This is a genomic window from Hyphobacterium sp. CCMP332, from assembly GCA_014323545.1.
Lineage (GTDB): Bacteria > Bacteroidota > Bacteroidia > Cytophagales > CCMP332 > CCMP332.
The window spans coordinates 1255068-1272500 of record CP058647.1 but is presented as its reverse complement, the minus strand read 5'-3'; the positions used below and the strand labels follow the sequence as shown (position 1 = coordinate 1272500).

Here is a 17433-nt window from a genome sequence, read left to right as displayed (position 1 = left end):
CTGCAGGTGTAAAGTCAGAGATGACAAAGCCGAGCAGTACTAATTACCCGTAGACTTTCAGGGTCCCGGTGCAAACCGGGACCAGAACCATTTGGTTGATGTTGCCGTTCTGCTTTTTGTCCCATTCATGTCTAAGGTATTTATCCCATTAGGGATATCCATCATTCCTGCCGCCGATAACTATCGGGGCGGGACAAGATGTTGTGGTGATTCTGCGAGGGGGTCCCACCTCTTCCCATTCCGAACAGAGCAGTTAAGCCCCTCAGCGCCGATGGTACTGGTCTAAAGCCGGGAGAGTAGGTCATCGCCACACTTTTATTTATAAACCCCAATTAAGAGTAATTTTAGTTGGGGTTTTTTTATGCTAGATACTGATTGAAACTCGAGTATAAGTTCGGTCGACTAAGGATCAATATAAATTATCTTTCCATCATCAATTAGATTGACATCCCTGATATTTGGATCTCCATAAACTTCTAATACACCGTTGCCGGAAATAATTCCTCCAATCTCCCTATTTGCACTGACTTTCGATGTACCCGGGCCCTGGTTGATAACATAAGCTTTTTTGATATCACATTGGCTAAAATCAACTAAACCTATGCCTACTTGTTCAATACTGACATTGTTTATTTTTCCATTAATAATAGCATCCCCTAACTCATTTGAATAAATGAAAACATTGTTTGACTCAAGTATCAGAAAGAGATCTCCGTTTGAACGTTTGGAGAGATTTATTTTCTCCAATCGAATGGTATCAATGGAGCGAACAGTCCCGGAACTAAATACCTGAAGATTTTCAATGCTGTCAAAATAGATACGTACCAATGGTATTTTATCACTGTTTCTTAGTAATTCACATGTATTTTTATTCTCAATTTCTATTCTGTTACCCGAAAGTTTAGTTGTAATACCAGAGATGAGATTTTCTCCTGCGCGGATTTCTACAGTATAGTGGTCGGATTGGATAATTTCTACATCGAGTTTGTCATAAATCAGAATTTTTGAAAAATTGTCAAAATGTCGCAACTCCATTTTCTCTTTGCCAGCAACCTGAAAGCAATCCCAACTATCAGGACTGTTACACCCTACTATCAAAAAGAAAAGAAATACTAAATTATATTTTATAGGTAATGACATATTCAACAAAATCTGCTACTCCTGCATGCGCCTTTAAATTCAAGCCCAAGTGAAATTGATCTATAAATCTAAATCTCAATCCAATTTTTTGATAATACGGTCTGGGTGGATCCACAGGGGAATACAAATATATACCCAATTGACCCAGCGCCGATAGACGACCTACATTTAAAGAGTAGCCACCAAGAACAGCAATACGATAATCATTTTGAAATTCTTTATCCGGGAACAAATAATTTTGCTCTTTCTCTAATGATTCATTTTTATTGAAATCTATTCCGGCCAACCAGGAGCCAACACCCTTGGTTTTTTTTTCGGCCTGAACCATTAACGTATATATGGAAAAACGATCATCAGAAATTGGGAAAGAGGCTTTCCATCCATACCCGGTCACAATATTCATTAAATATTTCTTATCAGGCACAGGGTCTTCAATAGCATTTTCATATACTAATGGTTTTTTAGAAAGTCTGTAATAAGTGCCAATATTAAAAGTCAGTATATTGACTCCTAGATTTGGCAATTTGTAAGATCCGTTGGAATAATGCGATAATCCAAATGAATTGCTCAGAAATAACTGCTCAGTTAACTGATAATTAAAAGCAAATCTTAAATACGCCATACCACTAAAATCGGTACTGTATAAGTTGTTTTTCCGATTCATTTGCAAGTCAAATTTTCTGGTGGCATAGGTTGCCCCAACACCCAATCGAAATTCAAAATCAAGTTTGTTTCCATCCCTGATAGGAAAAGTCAAATAACTGGTTAGATGATAGGAATTCCCTAAAACCTGTGGATTGTCCATGTCAGTATAAGTAAGAACAAGGCCTGCGGAAGGCAAACCCATTTTTTCTTGCCATATTTTATTACCCGGCAATACGTACCTTAAATGAAAATCAAAAGAAAGAGGATTGGCATTGCTAATATGGGCTATTTGTTCTGAATGTTTAAAAATAGCACCGGTCCCGGCTTCTATTCCAACATAGAAATTTTCTTTCTTTAATTTTTGAGCACCCGACTGATAGGCAATCAGGATAAGACAAACAAGTAAAGTATATCTCAGCATCAAATGGCAAATATAAATTTATTCATGAGCTGAATCTTTGAAATTTGGAGTAATTATTTATCCTTTTAAAAACATTTGGATTAATGCCATTAGAGACATCTGATTTCATAATTTAGACAATCACATTTATACATCTATTAAATTGTTATTCTCAGAGCTTGAGCAAATTGTAAATTTTAAAGAATCAAATATCAATTCTGATGTTGAAATCAAGCAATTGGTAACCGATACCCGCAGTTCAGATTTTTACAGCAATGCTTTGTTTTTTGCATTAAAAACCTCTAAACGCGATGGTCATCAATACTTAAAAGATGCTTATAATAAAGGAATCAGGAATTTTGTAATTGAGGATTCTAAAGCTGTAAATTTTGCCGATGATATAAATTTTTTAACCGTTGATAATTGTCTGAATACGCTTCATGAAATTGCAAAGGCGAAAAGATCAAAATTCATCATTCCGGTCATAGGCATAACCGGTAGCAATGGTAAAACCATTATTAAAGAATGGCTGAGTCAAATTCTAGCCAAAAAGTTTGTCATCGTAAAATCTCCTAAAAGTTATAATTCCCAAATTGGAGTGCCTTTATCTGTTTGGCAAATTGAGAAAAGGCATAATCTCGGAATATTTGAAGCCGGAATTTCTCAAAAAGGAGAAATGTTGAAATTGAATGCCATTATACGTCCAAATATTGGTATTCTCAGCAATATAGGATCTGCCCATGATGGTGGTTTTTCAGACAGAAATGAGAAACTGAAGGAAAAACTGCTATTATTTAAAAATTGTGAAAAATTAATTCTAAGAGAAGATGAATATGCTCTTGTAAAAAGTCTGAAAAATGAACTCGGAATTAAAGAACTGATATCCTGGGGGAAAAGTGAAGAAAATAAATACCCGGTATCTTTTAATAAGAACACCCTCAATACAACTGTTCTGATTAATGGATTTGCTTACGCAATTCCGTTTTCAGACACGGCCAGCCTTGAAAATATTTTACATGTTATTATTTGTTCTCTGGAAATGGGAATGGAACCAAAAGAAATACAAGAAGGCATAAGCTTATTATCAAATGTTTCGATGCGACTTGAAGTAAAAGAAGCTGAAAATGATTGTATTCTTATCGACGATACTTACAATCACGATGAAGGTGGATTAAAAGTGGCTTTGGAATATTTGGCGAGCCAATATAAAAACTTTAATAAGTCTTTAATTATCAGTGATTTAAAACAGACTTCGCTTAGCGATGAAGCGCAAATAGAATTTATTAAGTCCTCTCTCTCTAAAATTAAACTGAATCATAAAATTCTAATCGGTGATTTATTTTCCAATAATTCAAAATCATTTAGCCAAGATTTTTTGATTTATAAATCGGTGGGTGATTTCCTGAAAAACATTCCGAATTTCAATAAGGAGGTACTTCTAATAAAGGGAGCAAGACAAATGCAATTTGAACGAATTGTAAAACAACTTGAAAAACAGCTGCATGGGACCAGATTGGAAATTAATCTTTCAAATATTACGCATAACCTCGATTATTTCCGAACTCAGTTGAAAGCCAATACAAAAATGATGGTCATGGTCAAGGCTTTTGCCTATGGTGCAGGTAGCCGTGAGATTGCCAATTTGCTCCAGTTTTCGCAAGTGGATTATTTGGGAGTTGCTTATGCTAATGAGGGTGTCGACTTGAGAAAACAAGGCCTCAATCTCCCGATTTTTGTAATGAACCCTGCGAGCGAAAGTCTTGCGCTTTGCTTCGAATACAATTTGGAACCAGAGATTTTCAGTTTCAAATCCCTTGAAGTTTATTCTAAAGAAGCGGCTTTGCACGATAAAAAAACGCCTGTACATATCAATATCGATACAGGCATGAATCGCTTGGGTTTTGACTTAACAGATATATCAAGGCTATCCAAAATAATTAATAGTGAAAAAATTCAGGTGGCCAGTATATTCAGTCATCTCTCAAGTTCTGATGATTTGAAGGAAAAGGAATTTACATTGAGTCAGATTCAAAAATTTAATAAAGCTTATGATGAATTCTGCAAGGAAACCTCTTCCAGGCCAATTAAACACATTTTAAATTCAGCCGGTATTGTAAATTTCCCGGAACATCAATACGATATGGTTCGCTTGGGTGTTGGGCTCTATGGAGTCAATAATGCCAAATTAGCCTCCAATCCATTATTGCCTATCGGCCGGCTTATTTCTGAAATATCCCAGATTAAAACTATTGCCCCAAATGAAAGTATTGGATATAGCAGGAAAGGAAATTTGCCAAATGGAGGTAAAATTGCAACCATACCAATGGGCTATGCAGATGGATTTTCAAGAATTTTTAGCAATGGAAAAGGCAGGGTTTATGTCAATGGAAAATTGGCGCCGGTTATCGGGAATGTCTGTATGGATATGTTTATGATCGATATCAGCAATGTTGAAGCGGAGGAGGGCGATGAAGTTGTAATTTTCGGAGAGAAGCCAACTGTTACAGATTTGGCAGAATGGTCTGACACTATTCCTTATGAAATTCTAACCAACATTAGTGAAAGAGTTAAAAGGGTTTACATTAATGATTAAGCTCATGATTAAATTTGATTTTTTCGTTTTGGATAAACGCTTTCTAAGATGCATTTTTGCATTGTTTATAATTAATCTAAATAAGCAGCATTGAAATCTCTGGCACAATTATCCATCAATGAACAAGGCGTAATTCAGTCGATCGCAAAATCGGAATTCTCAAATAAATTGATGGAAATGGGTATTTTGCCCGGTTCGGAGGTAAAAATGTGTTCTAAAGCTCCCTTTGGAGGCCCAGTCTGTGTTGAAGTGTGTGGATATTGCCTTTCCTTGCGTAAAAAAGAGGCGGGCTTGATAATTATTTCCGAATAATATGCCATCAGAAGCTATATCCAGAATAGCGCTTCTGGGAAATCCAAATGCGGGAAAAACTTCTCTTTTTAACAGCCTTACCGGTTTAAATCAAAAAACAGGAAATTTTCCGGGTGTTACCGTTGAGAAAAAAGTAGGACATTTTGTTTTAGAGAGCCATGGAAAAGTGGAACTTATCGACCTTCCCGGTACCTATTCCATATTCCCGAAATCATTTGATGAGGAAATTGTATTTGAGTTTTTAACTACAAACGATGAATCCAAACGCCCCGATGCTCTGGTATTAGTCGCCGACGTCACCAATCTCAGACGAAATTTATTTCTTTTTACCCAGGCTTACGATTTAAATATTCCGGTTGTACTCGCCTTGAGTATGGTTGATATTGCTGAAAAAGACCGTTCCAATATTGATTTGGCACTTTTGGAATCTCGACTTGGCGTTCCGGTAGTTGCCATCAATGCAAGAAAGGGACTTGGAATCAAGGAATTAAAGGAAAAGTTATCTTCTATAGATTATTCTTCCAGAAAAACATTGCTGGATGTTTCTAAAATCACAGATATCCCCATTGATGAAATAAAAAAAGCAGGCAACACGGATAATCCTTATTTGGCACTGACCAGATTAACTTATTCAGGGACAAATGTCCTCTTGAATTCGAGTCACAGCGATTTGGCTATATCACTCCGTTCTAAAATTGATTCTGAAGAGCTAAAAACCAATGAAATTGTTGAACGCTATAAATCCATCGATGCACTGCTTCAGGATGTAGTTGTAAATAGGGATGGTATTAAAAGACTAAGTCTTAGCTCAAAACTCGATAAAATACTCATTCATAGAGTATGGGGGATCGTAATATTTGCAATTTTGCTTTTAGGCGTATTCCAGGCCGTGTTTACCTTGGCGCAATATCCTATGGACTGGATCGATGAGAGTTTTGCCTGGCTGATTTCCTATTCGCAAAATGCATTGCCACAGGGGGCATTTTTTGATTTGCTTACCGAAGGCCTGTTGGCAGGTATAGGAGGGGTGGTGATCTTTATTCCTCAAATAGCCATTCTCTTTGCTTGTCTATCACTACTCGAAGAAAGCGGTTATATGGCAAGAGTGGTTTATATGATGGATAATGTCATGCAAAGATTTGGCCTCAACGGTAGAAGTGTGGTCCCCTTGGTTTCAGGTGCTGCATGTGCCATACCGGCAATTATGTCGGCCCGTGGTATCGCCAATTGGAAAGAAAGAATAATTACAATTTTTGTAACGCCTTTAATTTCCTGCTCAGCGAGAATTCCGGTGTATACCATTTTGATAGCCCTGGTTATTCCTGAAGAAAGAGTATTGGGAATATTTAATCTTCAAGGGCTAACTCTTTTCAGCCTCTATCTTCTTGGCTTTCTAGCTGCCATTGGCTCTGCTTATGCAATGAAGTTTATAATAAAAACCAGGGAGAAGAGCTTTTTTATCATGGAATTTCCCCGTTATAAAATTCCACAAATGAAGAATGTTGTTTTCACCATTTATATTAAAACACGGGCATTTGTTTTCGAAGCGGGTAAAATTATTATTGCTATTGCCACTGTATTATGGGTCTTGGCCTCTTACGGCCCGGGCGAGCAAATGAAAGATGCTGCTGAAAACGTTCGTATGGAATATAGTCATTTGGAGGAAGCACAACTTCAGAAGAAAGTATCTGCGGTAATGATTGAAAACTCCTATGCCGGGCATTTGGGTAAATTTATAGAACCAGCTATCGAACCACTGGGTTTTAACTGGAAAATAGGCATAGCGCTGCTTACTTCATTTGCCGCAAGGGAAGTATTCGTTGGAACCATGGCGACCATTTACAGCATAGAAAATGACGATGGAGATAATTTACCATTAAAACGGAGAATGGCGCAGGAACTCAATCCCGATACCGGAGAAAAATTCTATAACCCTGCGGTGGGATTGTCACTTATGGTATTTTATGCTTTTGCCATGCAGTGCATGAGCACATTGGCTATCGTATACAGAGAAACCAATTCATGGAAATGGCCAATGCTTCAATTGGTTTATATGACCGCTCTGGCCTATGTTTCCAGCCTTCTGGTATATAATTTGTTTAGCTAATTGCTAAATAGGTTTTTGGATACATCAAAATTTCTATTTTTACAAAGAGTCTAAAATATTATGAAGAAGCTAATTTTTCTTATCTCCCTATTATTTGTTTTTGAAATTAATGCCCAAACGGTTGTGGTTGAAAAAAGCAAAGAGCTGGTCAATGGCTCTAAAGTTGATGTTGTAAAAACGATGCTTTTAATTGCAGACAGCAGAAAAGTAGAAAAGCAATGGTCAAATTTTCTCAAGGAATTTGGCAAGGTTCAATCGCAGGATGGGATGCTGATTGTTGAAGAAGCCATTGTAAATGGTATTTCCGCGTCTGTGACAAGCACAAGCGATATCACTTCTTATTCAAGGGTTACCTTAAAACCAGAGGGTACTGAAGTTTGGTGGGCTTTGCAGGATGGAGACCAATTTATTGGACCTGAACACAAATCAAATAAATTTGAAAGGGCTTCAAATATGCTACATCAATTTGGCGTAGATGTTTATGTCAATGAAATAAATGAGGACATCGCAGAAGCCGACCGTGTGATCGACAATGCCGCCAGAGAATACGACAGATTATTGAGAGTTTCTGATAACCTGGATAAGCGACTTGAAAAAAACAGATTTGACAGAATTAAGCTGGAAGAGAAATTGGTGGAAAATGCCAATGATTCCACCCAATTGAAACTTCAGATGCAACAAAATACCACCGATCAGGGAAATGCACTGAAAGAAATTGAGAAGCTCAAACAAGCGAGAGAGAGTATTAGAGCAAAGCTTGAAGATGTAAAATGACAATCGATCTTCGAAGCGACACCCTGACCAAACCCGGCAAGTCTATGCTGGAGGCGATGTTCAATGCCGAGCTTGGAGATGATGTTTACGGTGAAGACCCCTCAATAAATAAATTTGAAAAAGAAGTAGCCGATTATTTTGGTAAGGAAAAGGCTGTTTTTTGTCCTTCCGGAACCATGGCCAATCAAATCGGTTTGCGCTTACTCACCCAACCTCAGGATGAGATTATTTGCGATGAAAAATCCCATATCTACAGATATGAGGGAGGAGGGATTTTTTATAATTCACTCTGTAGCGTAAAGTTGCTAAAATCTGATTATGGCATATTAAATGCAGAACAGATTGAAAAAGAAATCAACCCCAGAGATGTTCATTTCCCCAGAACGAAAGTAATCGCTCTCGAAAATACCTGTAATAAAGGAGGGGGAAGTTATTACAAACTCAATGAAATTAAATCAATCAAAAACCTGGCTGACAAATACAGCCTGAAAATGCACCTCGATGGAGCCCGATTATTTAATGCTTTGATTGCATCGGAAATAAATCCGATTGAATTGGCTAATAAATTTGACACCATCTCAATTTGTTTTTCCAAGGGCCTGGGCTGTCCGATTGGTTCAGTAATATTGATCGATGAAGCAATGGAGTATGATGCAAGGCGATACCGCAAAGTGATGGGAGGAGGAATGCGGCAAGCCGGAATTTTGGCAGCAGCCGCTTCTTATGCATTAAAAAATAATATTGAACGATTAAAGGAAGATCATCTGCGATGCGATAAGATCGCCGATGCTTTAGAAAAGAATAATCTTATAAAAAAAATATACCCACACCCGACCAATATTTTGCTATTTGAATTAGAGAATTCAGACATGGCAAGCCGTTTTAAATCTTATCTTGAGAGCAATAATGTTTTGATCTCTGCCTTTGACAGTAATACACTCAGGATAGTAACACACATGGATATTGACAAGGAAATGATGGCACGGGTAATTGAACTAATCCAAGAATGGAAAAACTAATACTAGCTCTTTTTATAATTGCAATTACTAAGCTAAATATTATGGCACAAAATGATCCCATCAGATATGTTGCACTGGGAGATTCCTATACCATTGGAGAAGGCACCAGTCCCGATAAATCATGGCCCTCAATCATGGTATCCAACTTAAAAAAAGAAGGCGTCGATATAGAACTGATCGCAAACCCTTCGGTTACCGGCTGGACAACACAGGATTTAATTGACAAAGAATTGCCCATTTTCGATTCTTCTAATGCTAATTTTGTGACAATCTTGATTGGTGTAAATGACTGGGTTCAGGAAGTCAGTGCAGAACAATTTTCTAAAAATTTTGAATTGATATTGAATCATGTACAGAATCGCTTGAAAGACCCTTCAAAAGTTTTGATAGTCAATATTCCCGATTTTTCAGTAACTCCGGATGGCCCCAAATACAGTAAGGGGAGAGATATTTCGGCTGGATTGGAAGAATTCAATAAGATAATATCCAAACATGCCAAAGCGAGAAATCTTCAGGTTGTGGATTTATTTTCCGTTTCTAAAGAAATGGAGGATAAGCCAGAGTTAGTAGCCGCTGATAATCTGCACCCCTCAGCAAAAACCTATTTAAGATGGGAGGAAGTAATTTTCCCCTATGCCAGTGTTATTCTGAAAAAGTAAATCTTCGTACGTATTCGGACAAATTCGTACGTTATCAATACAAATATTTATTTGGCCTATAATATTTGAATTTATTCCCCGTTCTTAAAACAATTACAAAAATTTGGCACGAGTATTGCTGAATAAAAAGTGGAGGTCGAATTAATACTTTTTAATAACCGATTTCAGGTTTATTACCAAAAGATTAATCCGACAATAAAAAAATTAAAGATTTCGTTATCTGAAAAAGCAATAGGCTAGATTAGGATAAACGAATTTTGAAAGAGCAATTTAGTAGTAGTTTTCTCAACATATACATCAATTTTAGTAAAGGCTGGTTTTTTGAACCAGCCTTTCTTGTTTACAACTCTTCCTTGAGAAATTTAGCCGTATAGCTCTTTTTAACCTTAGCTACCTTTTCAGGACTTCCCTCGGCAATAACATAACCTCCTTCTTGTCCACCTTCAGGCCCTAGGTCAATGATATGATCTGCCACTTTGATAACATCCATATTGTGTTCTACCACAAGGACGGTGTTTCCTTTATCCACCAATTTATTTAATACGGTTAAAAGCATTTGAATGTCCTGAAAATGAAGTCCTGTGGTGGGTTCATCCAATATGTAAAAGGTTTTCCCCGTATCCTTTTTAGATAATTCCGTAGCCAATTTTACCCTTTGTGCTTCCCCACCGGAAAGAGTAGTAGCATGCTGCCCTAAGGTGATATAACCCAAACCAACTTCTTCCAGGGTTTTAATTCTTCGCAAAATTCTGGGTTGATTTTCAAAGAATTCTACGGCCTGACTCACTGTCATATCCAAAACGTCAGATATGGATTTTCCCTTAAACCTTACCTCAAGGGTCTCCCTATTATATCTTTTTCCCTTACATTCTTCACAAGGCACCAATACATCAGGAAGAAAATCCATTTCGATGAGTTTCATCCCTCCGCCCTGGCAGGTTTCGCACCTTCCGCCTTTTACATTAAAAGAAAATCTTCCGGGTTTATAACCGCGTATTTTGGCTTCCGGCAGTTGTGAAAAAAGAGCTCTCACATCCGTAAATGCTCCGGTATAAGTAGCGGGATTGGATCTGGGCGTCCTGCCGATCGGCGATTGATCCACCTCAATGACTTTGTCGATATGCTCCAAGCCATCAATACTTTTATAAGCCAGTGGTTCTCTGTGCGATTTATAGATGTGTCTATTAAGAATAGGATAAAAAGTATCGTGAATCAATGTAGATTTTCCGCTGCCTGAAACCCCGGTCACTAAAATCATTTTCCCAAGTGGAAAATCAAGATTAATGGACTTTAAATTATTCCCTTTGGCTCCTTTTAACGTAATCTTTTTACCACTGCCTTTTCTTCTTTCCTTTGGTACATCGATCACCAATTTATGATTGAGGTAATCGGCGGTTAGGCTTTTCATGCTTATCAATTCCTTGGGATGACCCTTGGAAACAACTTTTCCTCCATGACGGCCCGCACCTGGACCGAGATCCAGAATATAATCTGATGCCAGCATCATGTCGCGGTCATGTTCTACTACAATCACTGTGTTTCCAATATCTCTGAGCGATTTTAAGGCATCAATGAGTTTTTGATTGTCGCGTTGATGCAAACCTATGCTCGGTTCGTCCAAAATATATAGCACTCCGACCAGCTGAGTTCCGATTTGAGTTGCCAGTCTTATTCTTTGAGATTCACCACCGGAAAGTGTTTTTAATTGTCTGTCCAGCGTTAGGTATTCAAGACCGACATCGCTGAGAAAGCCAATTCTTTTTCTAATTTCTTTCAGAACTTCTTTGGCAATTATATTTTGGTTTTCACTTAATTTTTCTTCAATATTTTCAAACCACTCTTTTAAATGCCCGATATCCATTTGGGCAAGTTCTGAGATGTTTTTATCGTGGATTTTATAATGAAGGGCTTCGGCCTTTAATCTCCCACCATTGCATTCGGGGCAAATGCTTTTCTGCACAAAATCCTGAACCCATTTCTGTGTTTTTTCAGACCCCGCGTCTTTCTGCTCTTCAAGGAAATTGATAATTCCACCAAAACGAACTTTCCAGGTAGAACCGGGATATTTCACAGAGGGAACCTCTATTTTGCCATCCGTTCCAAATAGAATTTTGTCGAGAATATCTTCCGGAATCTTTTTGACCGGTGTGGAAAGACTCAAATCGTAATTCTTTAATATGGATTCTATTTTTTTAAAGATCCAGATATCCCTGTATTCTCCAAGTGGTGCAATGGCACCTCGGCTCATGCTTAGATTGTCATCCGGAATAATACTTTCCTTGGTTATTTCTTCAATTTGACCCAGTCCATTGCATTTTGGACAAGCGCCGTAAGGAGAATTAAAAGAAAATGTATTCGGTGCGGGTTCGTCATAACTCAGGCCCGTTTTTGGATCCATTAAATATTTTGAAAAGGCATGACTTTTATCTTCCTGATCCAATACATAAATCACACCCTTGCCTTGTTTCATCGCCGTTTGCAGACTTTGTGAAATTCTAAATTTATCGTCTTTTTTTGCAATCAGCCGATCGACCACCAATTCAATATCATGCGTTTTATAGCGGTCGAGTTGCATTTTAGGTTCGATATCCAATACCTCTCCGTTGACTCTCACTTTGGTATAACCCGATTTTCTCAATTGTTGAAAAAGCTCCCGGTAATGTCCTTTTCTTCCCTTCACAATGGGGGCCAGGAGGATTATTTTTTGATCCTTGAATTTGTCGAGAACAGTGTCCAGAATCTGTTCTTCAGTTTGGCGTGTCATTTTTTCACCGCTGAGATAAGAATAAGCTATTCCGGCCCTTGCATATAGCAATCTGAGAAAATCATAAATTTCGGTAAGAGTGCCAACAGTGGATCGCGGGTTTCTGGAAGTTGTTTTTTGCTCGATGGAAATTACAGGGGAAAGGCCATTTATTTTATCGACATCGGGTCTTTCCATATCGCCGATAAAAGAGCGGGCATAGGCCGAAAAACTTTCCATATACCGTCTCTGGCCTTCAGCATAGATCGTGTCAAATGCAAGCGAAGACTTGCCGCTACCGCTGATTCCTGTGATTACAATAAGTTTGTTTCTCGGAATGAAAACATCGATGTTTTTGAGATTGTGTTCCCTTGCACCAAAAACTTCAATAAACTCATAACCTGTCAGGTCGATAGGTAAATCCTCTACCTCTCCTTTTTTTACTGTTTCCGCCAAATTATTCCTGCTTGTCTAATTCATCCTCTGATTCCATAAGGGAATCTACTATAATAATATCCGAATCTGTTAATGGTTCTGAATAGCTTAAAGTTTCTTTTGGAATCTGAACCTTGTACTTTCTACGCTTCTTATTTTTTAAATATTTCTCCTGAATCCATGGATTGTACAGTCTTACATATTTATAAATGGTCCCATGCTCAAGGGCAAATTCTGCCCAGTCATTAACTGTGGAATCCACCTCTATGGTTTTGGTCTCCCAGGCTTGGTAATAGTCTTCAGGCTCAAGATAAAATCCATAACGCTCGGGATTCTCAAAAATCATTTTTACCGCTATAATTCTGAATACATACCGGGCAGTTTCTGAATTCATTTTCAGATCATAGAAATTATTGACACGCTGATGCTCTATGGCCCTGGCAAAACCCGACATGCCGCGGTTATAAGAGGCTGCGGCATTGGTCCATGAACCAAACTTATTTTTTGCCTTCAAAATATATTTAGCTGCAACTTTCGTTGATTTCACCGGATCATAACGCTCATCTACTTCTTCGTCCACATACAAGCCGTATTCTTTGGCGGAAATAGGCATAAGATGCCATAGACCTGCTGCACCCACCGGCGATTCCTCGAGCTGCAAGCGCGATTCTACCAGGCTTACATATTTAAAATCCTCCGGCACTCCCATGCTGTCAAATATGCTTTCGAAAATCGGAAACCAACGCGGAGCTTTTTTCATTAAAGTCATGGTATTGGAATGCCAATGCGAATTAATGATGAGTTCATTTTCAAGTCGTTCCTTGACTTCCGGAATCCAGATCGGCACCTCTTCTCCTGCGAAGAAGACCTTTTTTGGAACAAAAGGATTTCTTACGACCTGATCAAGTGCTACAGTATCCTGCTTTTTCTCAGTTTGGTTAGTGTTTCCAAATGGAATACCCGGAATTTTAAGATACCACAGAAAGGGTATGGAAACGATAACTAGCGATAGTAATACAAATTTTAAATTGGCCTTCATTAAAAATTCGGCGATAAAAGGTATTTAGAATAAAATTCGTCAATTACCTTTACTGCTTCGGTTTCATCATCTACAAGATTAAAAAGGTTGAGGTCCTCGACATTAATGTTTTTCTCTTTTAAGACTACCTCCTTGAGCCAGTCGATCATGCCTCCCCAATAGTCTTTGCCGTAAAGTACGATTGGAAAGCGACCGATTTTTTTTGTTTGAATCAGGGTGAGGGCTTCAAAAAATTCATCCATGGTTCCCAGGCCACCGGGCATCACTACAAATCCCTGAGAATATTTTACAAACATTACCTTTCTCACAAAGAAATAATCAAATGTGATCAGTTTATCGGGATTGATATAGATATTACTCCCCTGTTCAAAAGGCAATTCTATATTTAATCCCACCGACTTACCATTTTCAGATTTTGCACCTTTATTACCGGCCTCCATAATACCGGGCCCACCACCGGTTATAACTCCATAACCGTGTCGAACGAGCTTGGCAGCAATATTTTCAGCGGCTTTGTAATAGGGATTGTCAGGCTTTGTTCTAGCAGAACCAAAAATGGTAACACAAGGGCCAATTTTAGATAACTTTTGAAAACCTTCAACCATTTCGGACATGATTTTAAAAATTGCCCAGGAATCTTCGCTTTTTATTTCACTCCAGTCTCTGTCTTTAAAAGCACGTCTGATTTTATCTTCTACTTCTTTTTCAATATTGTCGTCTCTGTTCTCTGTATCCATAGAAATTTTATTGCATTGCAAAATTGATATAAAAAATGAAATATTTGCTCAAACCCTTCTTACAAGTATATCATAAACGGCATCGGAAATATTGGGGTGTTTAAATTTAAAACCTGTCCGCATTATTTTTTCTGAAGATACAACCGAGCCTTTGAGTATTATATCGGCCATTTCTCCAAACATGAGTCGCAGGACAAATTCAGGTACATTAGGGAGGTACACCCCGCGGCGCATCATTCGCGCGGTAACCTTAGTGAATTTTTCATTACTGACGGGTTCGGGAGCCACAGCATTATACACACCGTAAAGGTCTTTGTTCATCACATGTATAAATATGTTGATAAGGTCATCGAGATGAATCCACGAAACCATTTGTTTGCCGCTTCCCAAAGGAGAGCCGATTCCATAAAAAATGGGTTGTTTTAATTTTTTAAAAGCGCCACCTTTTTGAGTCAATACCACACCGATCCGCAGTCTGGTATGTTTTAATTTGAGCTCGGATATATTTTTGGATTCCTCTTCCCACTTTTCGGTGACTGTAGCAAGAAAATCGCTACCGGGAGGATCATCTTCTTTAAATACCTTATCAGGTCCGCCAAAACCATAATATCCAACGGCCGATGCTGAAATTACATGTTTGATATTGTAATTGTCTTTTTTCAGTTCATTGTAAAGCAGTCTTGTCGATTTTGTTCGACTTTCGAGGATTACCTTTTTTCTTTTCTGAGACCAGCGCTTATCGGCAACTCCGGCACCGGCCAAATGAATTATGGCATCCGCCCAATGCAGAGCTTCGGGATCGATGTAGGCTTTGTCGATATCCCAACGATATTTTCTAATACCATCGTGCAATCCTTTACTTCGGCTCAAATAGGCAACCTCATAACCCTCATCCTGTAAGGCATTTGTCAATGCACCTCCCAGCATTCCCGTACCACCACTTATTAAAATGTGTTTTGCCATTTTACGCTATTTCTTTTTGTCTGCCATTTTAAAATTCGCATTTCTTTCAACAAATGGACGTATTAACTCCTTAAAACTTTCTTTTAGGTATTCTTCTTCAATTCCTTCAATTCCTAATACTTCTTTCATTAACCGGTCCTGGAAACGGCCTTTTGCCAGCGCTTCTGCATAGGGTTTATGGCTAAATGTAACCATGGAATAAAGAGGCATCCATTTGTTGGGGTAAAGATCGTTTATTCTTGCTTCAATTTTTTTCTGGAGCAAAAAGTCTTTGTTGGCTACGGAGTCTCTCATTTCTATGAAATTCTGTAATGCCAATTCTGAAATGCCATCGGCATCTGGTTTTCTGCTCTTTTGAAATTTATCGAGTATTAGAGCCCAATTATCATTTTTATTATTTTCCAGAATTTGCATCAATACACTGCAATCCTCAAAACCCGAATTCATTCCCTGTCCGTAAAAGGGAACTATGGCATGAGAAGCATCTCCAAGTAGACAGACTTTTGAGTCAAATACCCAGGGATAGCATTTAACCGTAACCAAAGAGGAAGTTGGATTGCTATTATACATTTCAAGCAGATTGGGCATCAGGTCTCTGGCATCCGGAAATTGTGTTTCAAAAAATTTTGTAATCGCCTCATCTGAATTTAGCGAAGCAAAGGACGGTTCTCCTTCGAATGGGAAAAATAAGGTGCATGTAAATGTTTTATCTGGGTTGGGAAGCGCTATCAACATATAATCACCTCTGGGCCAAATGTGCAATACATTCTCTTCCATTTGAAATTCGCCATTGCGATCAGGCTTAATTTCTAGCTCTTTATAGCCATGACTTAAATATTGTTGGGAATAAGTAAAGCGATCGCGTTTCAGAAAGCTGGTTCGAATAGCAGAAAAGGCCCCATCTGTTCCGAAAATAACATCTGCGTTTATCTTTTTGGGCTTTCCGGAACTGCCGCTAAAATTAATGACGCCATTCTCGCTATCCACGTCTTCACATTGCTGTTCAAAATGGTAACGAACGCCAATCTTTTCAGCTTCTTCCATTAAGAGTTCATTTAGTCTCGCTCGTGAAACAGAATAAATGGATTGCCCTTCTTTGCCATAGGCCTGAAAGGTCAGCTCCGAATCCGTGCTGTGCATTAATCGGCCTTTCATAGGAATTGCAATTTCCTCAATGGCTCCCGCTATTCCTGCCATTTTTAAGGCTTTCCAACCGCGATCGCTCAAAGCAAGATTGATTGATCTACCTCCTTTGGCACCTGACTTTCGCATATCAGGTCTTTTTTCATAAACATCTATATTGTAACCTTTTTTTGATAGGAGCAGGGATAATAGAGAGCCAACCAATCCTGCACCTACTATTACGATATTTTTTTCGGGCATATTCTTATTTCAATTAAGCTTGAATATAAGAATAATTAAAATGCTTAATTGTTTAAAATATCGATGATTTCTACCATCAGGAAATCTCCCTTATTCTCGTAATCTTCTTTCCAGTTCTCAAAGAAGTCACCGGAACAGATGGCATTTCTTTTTGAGCTCTCAATGCTACACATTTTGTTTTGCGAATCTTTCAATTGTCTGATTATATCCACTCTTGCCCAATTGATCTGAAAGTTCTCTTTTATAAGAAGTAATCTTTCATTAATTGCTTTTTCAATATTTGTAACTTCCGATATTCCATTAGAAAAATGCTCTTGATCTTTGGTGAATTTCAGCAAAGAAGAAATTTTCTTCATGTTATCATTGAATCGTTTGGTTAATACTTCCAATTCATTTTGCAGGGTTTCGATTTTTTGATTTTTCATGACTCTCTATTTTGACCTGTATAAGGCAAATAGGAGTCCAACAGCGATTCAAGACTGTA

At 38.2% G+C, this 17433-nt stretch carries 14 protein-coding genes and 2 rRNA genes (1 of these 16 cut by a window edge); 8 read left to right on the top strand and 8 right to left on the bottom strand.

Annotated elements, in window-relative coordinates; translation table 11 throughout:
* Both HZR84_05535 and rrf read left to right on the top strand, forming a co-directional pair.
* A 23S ribosomal RNA gene (locus tag HZR84_05535) occupies positions 1–60 on the top strand (it extends 2847 nt beyond the left edge of the window).
* A 142-nt stretch (positions 61–202) separates the two neighbouring features.
* Positions 203–313, top strand: a 5S ribosomal RNA gene (rrf, locus tag HZR84_05530).
* Between the two features lie 89 nt (positions 314–402).
* Here the strand turns inward: rrf and HZR84_05525 are convergent.
* Positions 403–1140, bottom strand: a complete 738-nt coding sequence (locus HZR84_05525; GenBank protein QNL21416.1) for a DUF2807 domain-containing protein — start codon at positions 1138–1140, stop codon at positions 403–405.
* Complete coding sequence (locus HZR84_05520; GenBank protein QNL21415.1) at positions 1118–2206, bottom strand: acyloxyacyl hydrolase; 1089 nt, start codon at positions 2204–2206, stop codon at positions 1118–1120. The genes HZR84_05525 and HZR84_05520 overlap by 23 nt, the downstream gene beginning before the upstream one ends.
* 142 nt (positions 2207–2348) lie before the next feature.
* Between HZR84_05520 and HZR84_05515 the strand changes: the two genes are divergently transcribed.
* The 6 genes from HZR84_05515 (at position 2349) to HZR84_05490 (ending at position 9649) form a co-directional block, all read left to right on the top strand.
* Entirely contained in the window at positions 2349–4778 is a 2430-nt protein-coding gene (locus HZR84_05515; protein ID QNL21414.1) for a bifunctional UDP-N-acetylmuramoyl-tripeptide:D-alanyl-D-alanine ligase/alanine racemase, read from the top strand.
* 90 nt (positions 4779–4868) lie between these two features.
* The gene (locus HZR84_05510; GenBank protein ID QNL21413.1) at positions 4869–5090 is read left to right on the top strand and encodes a ferrous iron transport protein A; all 222 of its coding nucleotides are present in this window, start codon (positions 4869–4871) and stop codon (positions 5088–5090) included.
* 1 nt (position 5091) lies between these two features.
* On the top strand, positions 5092–7197 hold the full coding sequence (feoB, locus tag HZR84_05505) for a ferrous iron transport protein B (GenBank protein QNL21412.1): 2106 nt from the start codon (positions 5092–5094) through the stop codon (positions 7195–7197).
* A 60-nt stretch (positions 7198–7257) separates the two neighbouring features.
* The gene (locus tag HZR84_05500; GenBank protein QNL21411.1) at positions 7258–7971 is read left to right on the top strand and encodes a hypothetical protein; all 714 of its coding nucleotides are present in this window, start codon (positions 7258–7260) and stop codon (positions 7969–7971) included.
* Positions 7968–8990, top strand: coding sequence for an aminotransferase class I/II-fold pyridoxal phosphate-dependent enzyme (locus HZR84_05495; protein ID QNL21410.1), 1023 nt, complete (start codon positions 7968–7970; stop codon positions 8988–8990). The genes HZR84_05500 and HZR84_05495 overlap by 4 nt, the downstream gene beginning before the upstream one ends.
* Positions 8978–9649: an SGNH/GDSL hydrolase family protein gene (locus HZR84_05490; GenBank protein ID QNL21409.1), complete on the top strand. Its 672-nt coding sequence runs from the start codon at positions 8978–8980 to the stop codon at positions 9647–9649. The genes HZR84_05495 and HZR84_05490 overlap by 13 nt, the downstream gene beginning before the upstream one ends.
* 340 nt (positions 9650–9989) lie before the next feature.
* Here HZR84_05490 and uvrA read toward each other — a convergent pair whose 3' ends face one another.
* From uvrA to HZR84_05460, 6 genes are read right to left on the bottom strand one after another with little or no spacing between them, the layout of a single operon-like run.
* The gene (gene uvrA / locus HZR84_05485; GenBank protein ID QNL23201.1) at positions 9990–12806 is read right to left on the bottom strand and encodes an excinuclease ABC subunit UvrA; all 2817 of its coding nucleotides are present in this window, start codon (positions 12804–12806) and stop codon (positions 9990–9992) included.
* A 43-nt stretch (positions 12807–12849) separates the two neighbouring features.
* The gene (locus tag HZR84_05480) at positions 12850–13866 is read right to left on the bottom strand and encodes a lytic transglycosylase domain-containing protein (protein ID QNL21408.1); all 1017 of its coding nucleotides are present in this window, start codon (positions 13864–13866) and stop codon (positions 12850–12852) included.
* Positions 13866–14603, bottom strand: a complete 738-nt coding sequence (locus HZR84_05475; protein QNL21407.1) for a TIGR00730 family Rossman fold protein — start codon at positions 14601–14603, stop codon at positions 13866–13868. The genes HZR84_05480 and HZR84_05475 overlap by 1 nt, the downstream gene beginning before the upstream one ends.
* A gap of 48 nt (positions 14604–14651) precedes the next feature.
* On the bottom strand, positions 14652–15566 hold the full coding sequence (locus HZR84_05470) for a TIGR01777 family protein (GenBank protein QNL21406.1): 915 nt from the start codon (positions 15564–15566) through the stop codon (positions 14652–14654).
* A 6-nt stretch (positions 15567–15572) separates the two neighbouring features.
* Positions 15573–16949, bottom strand: a complete 1377-nt coding sequence (locus tag HZR84_05465; protein QNL21405.1) for an FAD-dependent monooxygenase — start codon at positions 16947–16949, stop codon at positions 15573–15575.
* 44 nt (positions 16950–16993) lie between these two features.
* A complete protein-coding gene (locus HZR84_05460) occupies positions 16994–17374 on the bottom strand; it encodes a hypothetical protein (protein ID QNL21404.1) in 381 nt (126 codons plus the stop codon).
* Positions 17375–17433 lie beyond the last annotated feature (59 nt).

Coding starts and splice junctions, on each gene's coding strand:
- HZR84_05490 (QNL21409.1), top strand. CDS start 8,978: ATGGAAAAACTAATACTAGCTCTTTTTATAATTGCAATTACTAAGCTA.
- HZR84_05460 (QNL21404.1), bottom strand. CDS start 17,374: ATGAAAAATCAAAAAATCGAAACCCTGCAAAATGAATTGGAAGTATTA.
- HZR84_05465 (QNL21405.1), bottom strand. CDS start 16,949: ATGCCCGAAAAAAATATCGTAATAGTAGGTGCAGGATTGGTTGGCTCT.
- HZR84_05500 (QNL21411.1), top strand. CDS start 7,258: ATGAAGAAGCTAATTTTTCTTATCTCCCTATTATTTGTTTTTGAAATT.
- HZR84_05470 (QNL21406.1), bottom strand. CDS start 15,566: ATGGCAAAACACATTTTAATAAGTGGTGGTACGGGAATGCTGGGAGGT.
- feoB (QNL21412.1), top strand. CDS start 5,092: ATGCCATCAGAAGCTATATCCAGAATAGCGCTTCTGGGAAATCCAAAT.
- HZR84_05495 (QNL21410.1), top strand. CDS start 7,968: ATGACAATCGATCTTCGAAGCGACACCCTGACCAAACCCGGCAAGTCT.
- HZR84_05525 (QNL21416.1), bottom strand. CDS start 1,140: ATGTCATTACCTATAAAATATAATTTAGTATTTCTTTTCTTTTTGATA.
- HZR84_05475 (QNL21407.1), bottom strand. CDS start 14,603: ATGGATACAGAGAACAGAGACGACAATATTGAAAAAGAAGTAGAAGAT.
- HZR84_05520 (QNL21415.1), bottom strand. CDS start 2,206: ATGCTGAGATATACTTTACTTGTTTGTCTTATCCTGATTGCCTATCAG.
- HZR84_05480 (QNL21408.1), bottom strand. CDS start 13,866: ATGAAGGCCAATTTAAAATTTGTATTACTATCGCTAGTTATCGTTTCC.